Genomic DNA, 13010 nt, shown 5'->3' on the forward strand with positions numbered 1-13010 from the left:
TAAGTCGCCATATCATTACAAAAGGTTTCAGAGAGGCTAAAGACAGAAAGAAACCCCCATCAAGGTCTAAACTTAACAGGGGTCAGTTTCTTATATAATTCTTTTCTTAATACGTGCTACAAGCGGTACTACAACAATTCCAGCAAAAACGACCTGCAAAACGTTCCCTGGAATTGATCCGAATGGTGCGATCCAGTTACTGTACAGAACCACCTCTGCAAAGTAGTAGCCAACAATTTTAATGAGAAGGGCAGCAATAACGGCGATTGAGTATACAATGGCTCTTTTCCCCGGAACTTTTTCAGCTATAAGACCAGCAACATATCCCATTGCACCAACGATAATGAAGGTAAACGGAGCCCAAATCGTCCAGCCGGAAATTAGATCAAACAGACCCATTCCAAATGCACCTGCAATCGCTCCTGTCTTTCTGCCAAAAACGAATGCAGCTATAAAAAGGGGAACGTTGCCCAGGTGAATTAGTCCGCCGTTGCCCGCTATTGGAAGCTTTAAGTTTATAAACATCGTAGCTACAAGTGTTAATGCGACGAAAAGTGCATTAATGACTAATATTTGTGTTTTATTCGCTGTTCTTGATGATAAAGTAGTATTCACAAAAAAACCTCTTTCGTATTTATTAAGTTTCGTATTTTCAGATTTTAAAAGGGAAGACCCTGTTAATTCATTATATCTTTCTCTAACACCTAAGAAAATAGCTATTTTATGGATAAAGGGAGAACGGGTCAAAAAGACTGCTGTCTTTATTATAAGTCAGACTTTTGATAGATAAATTTTGGAATCAAAGCACAAAACAAGCTTTGTTTCTTCGAATGCCTATAATGAGCGAATTATCAGCCTCTTTAGGTTCGTATCGCTGGGCGATATAACTTATAATAGATGTAAATACGATAATAATGAGAAAAGGAGGTCCGATATGCGACGTGATATACAACAGAATGAACGAGCATTCTCTTCCAAGGAAGTAGCAGAAGAAGTAGGGATTGCCACACCGACTGTCCGAAAGTATGGCCAAATTTTAGAACGGAACGGATACGAGTTTTTAAAAGATGGTGACAGGCGTATTTTTGTCCAATCTGACATCGAATCCCTTATAGCGCTGCGCGATACGGCGAAACCATTAGACGATACTGCAAAAGACCTTGTAGAGCAACAAAAAGAAAGATTAAAAGAATCGAATGAAACAGACGTAGCGATACCCGATATATACGAAAATTTACCCCAAGACCCCAATCAGATTAAAGAAGTATTACTGATGTTAGCCAACGAACTTGCAGCTGCTCGTGAAATGAATGTTCAATTAACAAACGATATGTCACAGCTTAAAATATCAGTTTCCAGGCTACAGCAAGATCATCATGTTATAGGGTCTGCTGTTGGAAATGCTGCTCAAAAAACGAATGCGAAAATTGAAAAGTTAACTGAACAGCAGAAAAACCATTACGAAGCATTGTTAGAACAAGAAAAAGAAAAAAGTGAACTGCTACAACAAGAACTACAAAAGATTCGAGAAGAACAAACAAGAGAGTGGCGTTTGCAAAATGATTTTAATAAACGACTAGAAGATGCGATACAAAAACCTAAAAACAAATCGGGTGGATTCTTTTCCTTATTCAGAAAATAAGAATTTCAGCTATTATAAAATCACGAATCGCAGGGCGATACTGTTTTTGCTATGAGTTATCTTGATACCATAGGGTAATTCATTATGCATCACCAATAAATCAATATATCGTTACCCGATACATATAAAAGATTTGCTCACATCCTCAAACGCAAATCCTGCAATTTCCCGAGAAATATCTACAAATTTTGAGTAGATATCGACAAAAATTACTATGAGATTCATAACCTATCCATTGGCCATACATATAACACGAAGGATAGGCTAACAATTGAAAAAAATAAATTTTGAGGTTTCCAAAAGTTAATCAACTAACAGGAAGCCTCTTTAAATTGGTCAAAAAGAAGTAAGTAACTGATGATTTGGACTTGAGGTGGGCACATCTCTCAATATATTTTTGTATTATCTCGAATTTTCTCTTTTTTTGTAAATAAAACAAGGAATATACATTCACCAATGCGAAATTAATAGGAAGGAAAAAAATTTTCTAATAGAGAGACAGAAATGTTAGAGGGGAGTCTTACATGAGTGCTAGAAACGAAAATTCATTTGAATATCATCCGCAGCTAAGGGAAGTCATAAAAAATGTAGAAAAAGTAATGGTAGGTAAAAAACAAGTTACAGAATTAACGCTTGTATCTTTGTTGGCTGGGGGACACGTATTACTGGAAGATGTACCGGGTGTAGGTAAAACCATGATGGTTCGATCAATCGCAAAATCCCTTGGTTTAACATTCAATCGTATTCAGTTTACACCTGATTTATTGCCGTCTGATATGACGGGGGTATCGATATATAACCAGAAAGATATGAGTTTTGAGTTTAGACCGGGACCATTAGTCGGAAATGTTATTTTAGCCGATGAAATCAACCGTACATCTCCAAAAACACAGTCTGCTTTACTTGAATCAATGGAAGAGATGAGCATGACGGTAGATGGGCAAACCCATATCCTTCCTGATCCGTTTTTAGTAATGGCAACACAAAACCCGATTGAGTACGAGGGAACTTATCCGCTTCCGGAAGCACAGCTGGATCGTTTCTTAATGAAACTCACAATGGGCTATCCATCGCCGGAAGAAGAATTTAATGTATTGAACGTGATCGGAAACGAACATCCGATTCATTTGTTGAAGCCAGCGATTTCAGCGGAAGAGATTGCTGAACTGAAAACAGCTGTGAGAAATATTTATGTATCTGACTCTGTGAAGCGCTATATTGTTGATCTTGTTAACCGTACGCGTAACCACAAGTCCATTGCATTAGGGGTAAGTCCTCGTGGATCACTTTCTCTTTTAAAAGCTGTACAAGCTTATGCACTGTTAATGAACCGTGATTTTGTAATCCCTGATGATGTGAAATATCTGGCACCGTTTGTACTCGTGCATCGCGTGCTGTTAAAGCCTGAAGCCCGATTTGAAGGTGTAACCGCCCAAGAGGTAATCAAGGATCTTTTAGCACGCGTTCCTGCACCAATTCATAAGGAACAGCATGCGTGATGAAGGCATTACTCCAAAAATTTTGGGAGCGTTATAAAACACCGATAGGGTTTTCAGGGATCATTTTTTTACTGCTCGCAACGTTTTCTTTTGCCATGTTTCAAGGCGGATTTGTAAGCTGGTTTTTGTTCTACAGCGTTCTCCCGCTTGTTTTATATTCCGTTGCAATGGCGTTCTATCCTATTCAGCGGCTGAAAATTGAGCGTATTATTTCAAAAGAAAAACTGATGGCTGGGGAAGAAGTGGTAATTACGATCCTGGTGACACGCCGCAGCAACTTCCCTCTTTTTTACGTCGTATTAGAGGACGTGCTGCCGGAAGCACTGCTTCGTGAAACCCGTTATGAAGGGAACACTCATCAGATTCAATCCCGTATCCTGATGTTTCCTTTGTTCCGCAAACGCCTCGAATATTCTTACACGATTAACCCTGCACCGCGCGGGTTGTTTAAATTTGATCAAATCATGGTGAAGTCGGGCGATATCTTCGGTTTTGTATTAAAAAGTACGAGTGTATCGGTAAAGGATCAAATTTTTGTTTATCCGCAGTATCAAGATATTGAACGCTGGGAAAATGGGAAAATGCTTCAAACGGGTATGAAAAAAGTGGGGAAACGCTCATTTACAGATTACACATCTACAGTAAGTGTGCGTGACTATGTAGCTGGTGACAGAATGAACTGGCTGCATTGGAAGGCGAGTGCAAGGTCCAATAAGCTGCTTACAAAAGTGTTTGAGCAGCAGAGGAACGATGATTTTGTAATTGTTCTGGATCATTGCGAAAAAAGCTATGGAGCAAACGAATGGCTTTTCGAACGGGGAGTATCGCTTGCAGCATCCCTCGTTCATTTTTCAATCTCAAAAGGCGGTTCCATCGGCTATCATCCCTTTAAAGGAAAAGAGATCCCGATGAACATAGGGGTTGAGCAGGAATGGCGCATCTTTCATGAACTGGCTAAAGTGAAGGCAGAGATAAAAGAACCTTTCGAAGAACGTTTGAAGCAGGAATACATGATTGGTCATATGGAAGGGAAGACAGCACTGATCATCTCCCCTAACCTAACTGAATACACGATGAAAACGCTTGAACTCATAGCTTCCAGGCAGCAAACGAATGTTATTTTCTTTTACCTGCCTTTGGAGCCAAAGCTGACTAGCCAGGAACTGACTTATATGAACCGGATTAGGCAATGCGGAGTTCCGGTGACACCGATTATCGGCTCTGACTTTAATGAATCACTGAAGGCAGGTGGAATGTATGCAACAATCTAAACAACAGCCTTCAACATTGCATACACTCGTCCTTTACGGTTTAGGATTCCTACTATTATGGGAATGGCTAAGACCGTTAAAAGATATCACGACCACAGATGATATTAACATTTTTGTGATGTACACGATGTTTTTGTTCATCGTGACGTATTTTCAGCTTCCATTTTGGATCTCATTTCCGGTAAAGCTGGGAGCTTTGCTGTACGCGTTGCATTCTCTTTATTTTTTTGATGTATTTTTATCATTTAAGTGGGTTCCGTATCTGCTAGAGGATATTAGTTACAACTTAACTTTATTTTCAGATCAGAACTGGAATGAAATGACCTCGCTCAGCCGCTCTTTGCTGTTCTTCATATTGTTATGGCTTGTGAGCTATCTGATGCACTATTGGCTGATTCAAACGAGGCGTATCTTCTTATTCTTTTTAATTACCGTTATCTACATTTCAATTCTTGATACGTTTACGGTTTATGATGCGAAACTTGCAATCATACGAACTGTATTCATCGGGTTGCTGCTGATTGGTATTTTAAGAATGATGAAAATTATTGAAACAGAAGGATTTTCATTATTAAAAGGAAAGTTTCCTGTTCTTTGGGTTGCGCCTCTTTCAGGGGTAATCGCGCTGTCGTCTGTATTGGGGTATGTAGCTCCCAAAGCTTCGCCAATATGGCCTGACCCGGTTCCGTTCATTCAAAATTTGTCTGGAAAAGAAGACGTTGGAGAAGGCGGGAAAGGCAGTGGTATAGCTAAAATCGGATATGGCGAGAACGACAGCCAGTTAGGCGGTCCGTTTGAATTTGACTATACACCTATTTTTAAAACGTATGATAACGCGAGACATTATTGGAGAATTGAAACGAAAGAGTTCTACACGGGTAAAGGATGGGAAAATAAAATCCCAACCACAGCTGTCCGGGTTGATGCAAATCAGCCTTCCGCTCAGACGGATTTTACAAAAGTCTGGGAAGATGGACTTGAGATGGAGGACAAAACAGCCAGAATTGAAGCTGAAAAAGGGAAAGAATATTCGTTTCTTATGATTCCTGGAAAGCTGACGAAAATCGATGCGGATCCTAACACGACCTATCAGCTAGATGGGGTAAAGGGGAAAATTTCAACCTTCCAAAACGGGGGAGAAATTAAACTGTCCTCTTATTCCATGAACTATCAGTTGCCGGTTTTAAAAGAAGCACAGCTTAAAGAATCAACGAATTCATACCCGCAATATGTTACGGATAACTACCTTCAGCTGCCGGAAACGCTGCCGCAAAGAGTCAGAGATTTAGCCGCAGAAATTACAGCGGATCAGCCAACGATTTACGATAAGGTAAAGACGGTTGAAGGATACTTTGCGAAAGAAGCGTATGGTTATAACACAATTGAAGTGGCGGTACCTGAAGATGACGAAGATTATGTTGATCAATTTCTTTTTGAAACAAGAAAAGGGTATTGTGATAACTTCTCAACTTCGATGATCGTTATGCTGAGATCTGTCGGAATCCCTGCACGCTGGGTAAAAGGTTTTACGCCGGGTACTTTTGAAGGTATGGGAGATGGCGGACTCCGTGAATATACGGTTACAAACGCAAACGCTCACTCTTGGGCAGAAGTGTACTTCTCTGGAATTGGATGGGTGCCTTTTGAGCCGACACGCGGCTTCGATAATCCATTTCAGCCCGAAGAAGATAAAGAAACAACAACACCAGCTGCAGCAGTTCCTGATCAGCCGGACAAACCAGAAAAAGATTTAAACGATGAAAAATCTGCTGCATCTGAAAAAACAAGCTTTGCGTCCATTTTAAAAACGGCGGGCTATGCAGCAGCAGGATTGATCATTTTACTATTAATCGCTGCAGGACTGGCATTTTTGTTCCGCAGAAAATGGCTGCGTCAATATACAATCTGGCGATACAAACGCAAACAAGGTTCCGAAACGTTTGAAGAAGCGTTTGAAAGACTTTTATGGCTGCTAAAGGTATACGGAATCAGAAGACAGCCTGCATTTACACTTAGAGAATACGCACTTTACGTCGATCGTGCGCTTGATACTAAAGACATGAAAATTTTAGCAAAAGTGTATGAAGGTGTTCAATTCAGTCCGAAAAAGCAGACAGATCTATGGAACGATTTCCACCGTGAATTGTGGGAAAATTTAATTAAAAGGATCCGCCCTTGACCGCTATAAAAGGCATTGTTATTATGTCTTTAAGATTATAGTGTCAGATCATATTCTCCTTCGTATATCCTCGATAATAAGGTTCGAGAGTCTCTACCGGGTTGCCATTAACAACCTGACTATGAAGGCAGGGTTCTTTATAGCTATTTTAAGGAATTCTGCCTTTGTTTTTTATGTAGAAAACAAGGGTGGAATTCTTTTTGTTTTATTTTTTGATAGTGTAAAGTGAGACAAGCTGACGGATACTATAGCTGACATTAATAGATGGGGTGAGTACATGCACGAAACGAATGACTTGCACGTAATGAGCGAAATGATCGTAGTGTTGGATTTCGGTGGACAGTACAATCAGTTGATTGCACGCCGTATCCGTGACTTAGGAGTATACAGCGAGCTTCATCCGCATACAACAACTGCGGAAGAGATAAAAAAGATGAATCCAAAGGGAATCATTTTCTCTGGAGGACCAAACTCTGTTTATGCAGAAGGGTCACCAGCTTGTGATGAAGCCATTTTTGACTTGGGCATCCCTGTGCTTGGTATCTGCTACGGTATGCAGCTGATGAGCCATCATTTTGGCGGAAAAGTTGAGCGTGCGAGCCACCGTGAATACGGAAAAGCTCAGATTACAGTTACAAACACAAATAAACTTTATGAAAACCTTCCCGAGCAGCAGGTCGTATGGATGAGTCATAGTGACCTTGTTGTTGCGCCGCCTGAAGGTTTTGTTACAGATGCAACAAGCGTGTCATGCCCTGTAGCAGCAATGAGTGATGTTTCCCGCCAGCTATATGGCGTTCAGTTCCATCCGGAAGTTCGTCACTCAGAATACGGCATCGAGTTTTTAGATAACTTCGTGAAGTCCGTTTGCGGCTGTGAAGGCAACTGGACGATGGAAAATTGGATCGAAGACGAAGTACAGAAGATCCGTGAAGTAGTAGGAGAGAAAAAAGTAATCTGCGCTATGTCAGGTGGAGTAGATTCTTCTGTAGTAGCCGTGCTTGTTCATAAGGCAATCGGTGATCAGCTGACATGTATCTTCGTAGATCATGGATTACTTCGTAAAGATGAAGCAGATCAAGTTATGAAAACGTTCAGCGAAGGCTTTAACATCAACATCATCAAAGTTGATGCGAAGGAACGTTTCTTAAGCAAGCTTGAAGGTGTTTCTGATCCGGAGAAAAAGCGTAAGATTATCGGTAACGAATTCATCTACGTATTTGATGAAGAAGCATCCAACCTTCAAGGAATTGAGTTCCTTGCTCAAGGTACGCTTTACACAGATATCGTAGAGAGCGGCACTGCAACAGCCCAAACAATCAAGTCTCACCATAACGTTGGCGGACTTCCTGAAGATATGCAGTTCAAGCTTATCGAACCTCTTAACACACTTTTCAAAGACGAAGTGCGTAAAGTAGGTACAGAGCTTGGTATTCCTGAACATATCGTATGGCGTCAGCCGTTCCCAGGACCAGGTCTTGGAATCCGCGTTCTTGGAGCGATTACAGAAGAGAAGCTCGAAATCGTTCGTGAATCAGATGCGATCCTTCGTGAAGAAATTTTGAATGCTGGATTAGATCGTGATGTGTGGCAGTATTTCACGGTGTTGCCTGATATTCGAAGTGTTGGGGTAATGGGGGATGCTCGTACTTACGATTACACGATTGGTATCCGTGCAGTAACATCAATCGATGGAATGACATCTGACTGGGCTCGTATCCCGTTTGATGTATTAGAGAAAATCTCTACACGTATCGTAAACGAAGTGGATCACATCAACCGTGTAGTTTATGATATTACTTCTAAGCCGCCGGCAACAATCGAGTGGGAATAGGGTTAAAAAAGTAAAAACCGAACGATTATAGCAAAATAACATATAATTATTCGGAAAAGTGCTTGACGAACGACAAAGTTCGACCTATACTCAAGATGTAAATAAAATCAAATGAAATTCCTACGTATAATATCGGGGATATGGCCCGAAAGTTTCTACCAGACTGCCGTAAATGGTCTGACTACGGAGGATTATTGAAATATTGCATGTGTTTATTTTTTTGGCATATGTACGGTTTCTTTAACCTTTTCGTATTCAGACCCAAGGGCAAGTCCCTTGGGTCTTTTGTTTTTCATGCGTAGGCGCGTATAGGGGGAAAAGAGAGATGGAACGGTATTTTGGCTTTAAGGATTTTAATACAAGTTACAAAAAAGAAGCAACAGCAGGTTTAACGACTTTTCTTGCAATGGCTTATATTCTGTTCGTTAACCCGATGGTTCTTGGTGACGCTGGCATGGATAAAGGAGCAGTATTTACCGCTACTGCACTTGCTGCAGCACTTGGAACATTGTTCATGGGTATCGTTGCAAAATATCCGATCGCATTAGCGCCGGGTATGGGGCTTAATGCATTCTTTGCATACTCTGTCGTTTTAGTTATGGGTATTCCTTGGCAGACTGCACTTGCCGGAGTATTGATGTCTGGAATTATCTTTATTTTTATTACATTATTTAAGATTCGCGAAACGATTATTAACGCAATTCCGCAAGACTTAAAGTTTGCAGCAGCATCTGGTATTGGACTATTTATTGCTTTTATCGGTTTGAAAAATGCAGGAATCATCGCTCAAAATAAAGCAACACTCGTGTCTCTTGGGGATTTAACACAAGGACCAACATTGCTCGCAATCTTTGGCTTCATCGTAACGATTCTTATGATGATCCGAAACATCCGCGGAGGAATCTTCTACGGAATGGTGATTACAGCGGTTGTCGGTATATTCGCTGGCTTGATCGATAAGCCTGATAAAATCGTTGGGGCTATCCCAAGTCTTGCGCCAACATTCGGACAAGCGTTCAGCCACTTTGATCAAATTTTTACTGTAGAAATGATGATTGTCGTCCTAACCTTCTTTATCGTTGATTTCTTTGATACAGCGGGAACGCTTATGGCCGTTTCTTCTCAAGCGGGTATCATGAAAGACAACAAACTGCCTCGTGCAGGTAAAGCATTGCTTGCTGATTCATCAGCAATCGCAGTCGGAGCAGTTCTAGGAACATCTTCAACAACAGCTTACATCGAGTCAGCTTCAGGTGTAGCAGCGGGCGGACGTACTGGTTTTACATCTGTAGTAACAGGCGCACTATTCTTATTAGCATTATTCTTCTCACCGTTATTAGTCGTTGTAACGCCATCTGTAACGGCACCAGCATTGATTATAGTAGGTGTATTGATGGTTTCTGTTCTAAGCAAAATCAAATGGGATCGTTTAGAAATCGCAGTACCAGCATTCTTAACATTAATCGCAATGCCGCTCACATACAGCATAGCAACAGGGATTGCACTAGGGTTTGTTATGTATCCATTAACAATGACTGTAAAAGGCCGCGTAAAAGAAATTCATCCGATCATGTGGGTACTATTCGTAATCTTTATCAGTTACTTCGTATTCTTAGTGGAATAGAGAGAATCAATTACAGGAATGTCCGAAAACGGGCATTCCTTTTTTATGTTTTTTGAGAAAAAGAAATAATGCAGGAAGCCGGTAACTTTAAAGAAGAAAGGTGCGAAAATATAGTTTCATCATTATAATAGTGTGCAGATTGAGTGTTAAGGAGAAGTGTGGAAATGGAAACGATGTGGAGCGTTTGGTTTTTTATTTTAGGATCGGTACTGGCTTCATTTGGCGGAGTAGTCGGCTATCGTCTGCCAAAGGGAATGAAGATTGCAAGCATTGAACGCTCACAGTGTGACCATTGCGAGAGACAGCTGAAATGGTATGAGCTGTTTCCGATTGCTTCTTTCTTAGCTGCAGGCGGGAAGTGCGGGACGTGTAAGAAACAGATTCCCATTATATATACGATCGTTGAAGTATTAACAGGTGCTTTATATGCATTCTCATACTTTAAATATGGATTTTCAGTGGAGCTGCTTTTGGCGTGCTCGCTCATTTTGTTGTGCGCCATAATTTTTGTATCAGATTTATTGTATTTCATCATTTCAGATAAGGTATTGATTGTGTTTTTCGTTTGGTTTTTGGTGCTGCAAGTCGTATTTGAATATATAAGCTGGCTGGATGCTGTAGCAGGCGGCTTGCTCGGATTTTGTTTTCTGCTGCTGCTCGCGATTTTATCAAAAGGCGGCATTGGCGGCGGGGACATTAAGCTTATGGGTGTACTAGGGCTGGTGCTTGGGTTTCAGGGGGCGTTTTTAACACTAATGATCGCGTCTGTGGTTGGTTTAATTGTTGGGGTTATAGGTTTGTTGATGAAAAAGTTCACTCGAAAAACGGCAATTCCGTTTGGGCCTTATTTAGCATTAGGCGCGTTAGTGACTCTTTATTATAAGTGTGAGATGCTAAATTTTTATATGTAAAGCGTCATTTAGCTATTAATGAATTTAAAGATATTAAAAATTATGAGCTATTAATTAGAATGTCTCCTGGTGATAACAGCTGGCAATCAATTAAAGAAGCCTACGGAGAAAACGGAGAAAAACTTCAAGGTGAATTTATAGTAGAAGAAAGTAACTCAAAAATGGTAGAAAAGAAAATATTAATTGTGGAATAATCACTTTGCCCGGCTCTCTATGTAGCGGGGCCTTTTAAAATGTTTAACATTTGCACAATAAGAGAAAAATGTACAAGAGAAAGGCGGGACTCCGAGATGAGCTATGAAGATTTAGCACTGCATACAGATAAGTACCAGATTAATATGATGTACGCCCATTGGAAAAACGGAACTCATAATAATATTAGAGTTTTTGAAGCTTTTTTTCGAAAAAATCCATTTAAAAGCGGGTTTGCGGTATTTGCTGGTCTTGAGCGAATTATCCATTACGTAAACCACTTACGTTTTAATGACGATGATATTGATTATTTAAGAACACAAGAAGAGCAATATGATGAAGACTTCTTAAACGAGCTAAAGAACTTTCAATTTACCGGGGAGCTCTTTTCCGTAAAGGAAGGGACAGTTGTTTTTCCAAACGAACCACTTATTCGAATAAAATGCCGTGTATTTGAGGCTCATTTGCTGGAGACTGCTCTCCTCAACTTTATGAACTATCAGACACTGATTGCAACAAAGGCGGCACGCATCCGTCATGTAGCAGGAAATGATCAGTTAATGGAATTCGGTACACGTCGCGCTCAAGAGGCTGATGCAGCGATTTGGGGTGCGCGTGCCGCGTACATTGCCGGGTTTGATGCAACTTCAAACATGCGCGCAGGAAAGCTCTTTGGTATTCCTACAAAAGGAACGCACGCACATGCATGGGTTCAAGATCATGATTCTGAAGAAGAGGCTTTTGAACGTTTCGCAAAAGCGCTGCCTGATCAAAGCATTCTTCTAGTTGATACGTATAATACGCTAAAAAGCGGAGTCCCTAATGCCATAAAAGTTGGGTTGAAGATGAAGGAAGAAGGAAAGTCGCTGAAGGGAATTCGTTTGGATAGTGGTGATTTAGCTTACTTCTCTATACAAGCCCGTAAAATGCTAGATGAAGCTGGACTCAACGATACAGTGATAGTGGCAAGTAACGATTTAGATGATGATGTTATTACTGATCTGAAATCGCAGGGTGCCAAAATCACATCTTGGGGTGTAGGAACACAGCTGATTACGGCATCAGACCAGCCAGCACTTGGCGGTGTATATAAAGTGGTAGCGAAATATGAAGATGGTGAGTACGTCCCTACGATTAAAATCTCTTCTAATGTAGAAAAGATAACTACACCCGGATACAAAAAGGTGTATAGAATTATCAATAGTAAGGGAAAAGCGGAAGCCGATTATATTGCTATGGAAGATGAAGTAATCCCTGAAAAAGACATTAAGCTTTTCGATCCGGTCCACACCTATAAAAATAAGGTTGTATCTTCATTTACTGCAGAAGAGCTGCTTCAACCTATATTTATAGAAGGAAAGCTTGTTTATAAGCTGCCTATTCTGGAGGAAATCCGTGCCTATCACCAAGCGCAGCTTCAGTTGTTCTGGCCACAGCATTTAAGAAGACTCAATCCTCAAGAATATTTTGTAGACCTCTCTGAAAAAGTATGGAAGACGAAAAATGACCTTTTAGAAAAGTATTCTTTATAGAACTCAGAACCTCTTTTCCTATGCGAAAAGAGGTTTTTTAATAAAAACTTTAAAAAACCGTTGACGGTGCTTGAGAACGCTGATATAGTAATAAACGTTGTTGCTTTTCTTACATATTTATCGACAAAAACAAACAAAACTTTTTCAAAAAAGTAGTTGCATCACATAGACGATATGTGGTAAGATAGTTTTTGTCGCTGCTTTAAGAAAGTAACGCGATGAAGTTCTTTGAAAACTGAACAAAAGCAAAGGTAAGGAATTAAGAATTAATTCCGTCAGTAATAAATTAGAGCAAGTCAAACACTTTTATGGAGAGTTTGATCCTG

General features: G+C 40.4%; 10 protein-coding genes and 2 riboswitches. Of the genes, 9 read left to right on the forward strand and 1 reads right to left on the reverse strand.

What is annotated here, in order from left to right; translation table 11 throughout:
* Positions 1–90: 90 nt before the first annotated feature.
* Positions 91–615 carry an ECF transporter S component gene (locus tag ACFQ4X_RS17040; protein WP_379837332.1) on the reverse strand — a complete coding sequence of 175 codons (525 nt, stop codon included), beginning with the start codon at positions 613–615 and terminating at the stop codon, positions 91–93.
* Positions 616–934: 319 nt separating this feature from the next.
* Between ACFQ4X_RS17040 and ACFQ4X_RS17045 the strand changes: the two genes are divergently transcribed.
* The 9 genes from ACFQ4X_RS17045 (at position 935) to ACFQ4X_RS17085 (ending at position 12684) form a co-directional block, all read left to right on the forward strand.
* The gene (locus ACFQ4X_RS17045; protein WP_379837334.1) at positions 935–1642 is read left to right on the forward strand and encodes a hypothetical protein; all 708 of its coding nucleotides are present in this window, start codon (positions 935–937) and stop codon (positions 1640–1642) included.
* A gap of 524 nt (positions 1643–2166) precedes the next feature.
* Positions 2167–3141 carry an AAA family ATPase gene (locus tag ACFQ4X_RS17050; RefSeq protein ID WP_379837336.1) on the forward strand — a complete coding sequence of 325 codons (975 nt, stop codon included), beginning with the start codon at positions 2167–2169 and terminating at the stop codon, positions 3139–3141.
* On the forward strand, positions 3141–4412 hold the full coding sequence (locus ACFQ4X_RS17055) for a DUF58 domain-containing protein (RefSeq protein ID WP_379837350.1): 1272 nt from the start codon (positions 3141–3143) through the stop codon (positions 4410–4412). The genes ACFQ4X_RS17050 and ACFQ4X_RS17055 overlap by 1 nt, the downstream gene beginning before the upstream one ends.
* On the forward strand, positions 4399–6591 hold the full coding sequence (locus ACFQ4X_RS17060) for a DUF4129 domain-containing transglutaminase family protein (protein ID WP_379837338.1): 2193 nt from the start codon (positions 4399–4401) through the stop codon (positions 6589–6591). Before ACFQ4X_RS17055 ends, ACFQ4X_RS17060 begins: the two co-directional genes overlap by 14 nt.
* Before the next feature lie 40 nt (positions 6592–6631).
* A riboswitch (purine riboswitch) is annotated at positions 6632–6733 on the forward strand.
* Between the two features lie 162 nt (positions 6734–6895).
* On the forward strand, positions 6896–8425 hold the full coding sequence (gene guaA, locus ACFQ4X_RS17065) for a glutamine-hydrolyzing GMP synthase (protein ID WP_379837352.1): 1530 nt from the start codon (positions 6896–6898) through the stop codon (positions 8423–8425).
* Positions 8426–8527: 102 nt separating this feature from the next.
* Positions 8528–8629: riboswitch (purine riboswitch) on the forward strand.
* Positions 8630–8750: 121 nt separating this feature from the next.
* Positions 8751–10049 (forward strand): NCS2 family permease, encoded by a 1299-nt coding sequence (locus ACFQ4X_RS17070; protein WP_379837340.1) that lies wholly within the window; start codon positions 8751–8753, stop codon positions 10047–10049.
* A 164-nt stretch (positions 10050–10213) separates the two neighbouring features.
* Positions 10214–10960, forward strand: a complete 747-nt coding sequence (locus ACFQ4X_RS17075; protein ID WP_379837342.1) for a prepilin peptidase — start codon at positions 10214–10216, stop codon at positions 10958–10960.
* A gap of 59 nt (positions 10961–11019) precedes the next feature.
* Complete coding sequence (locus ACFQ4X_RS17080; protein WP_379837344.1) at positions 11020–11154, forward strand: hypothetical protein; 135 nt, start codon at positions 11020–11022, stop codon at positions 11152–11154.
* Positions 11155–11250: 96 nt separating this feature from the next.
* Positions 11251–12684 (forward strand): nicotinate phosphoribosyltransferase, encoded by a 1434-nt coding sequence (locus tag ACFQ4X_RS17085; RefSeq protein WP_379837346.1) that lies wholly within the window; start codon positions 11251–11253, stop codon positions 12682–12684.
* Positions 12685–13010 lie beyond the last annotated feature (326 nt).

This window comes from Fictibacillus halophilus (genome assembly GCF_042680145.1).
Lineage (GTDB): Bacteria > Bacillota > Bacilli > Bacillales > Fictibacillaceae > Fictibacillus > Fictibacillus halophilus_A.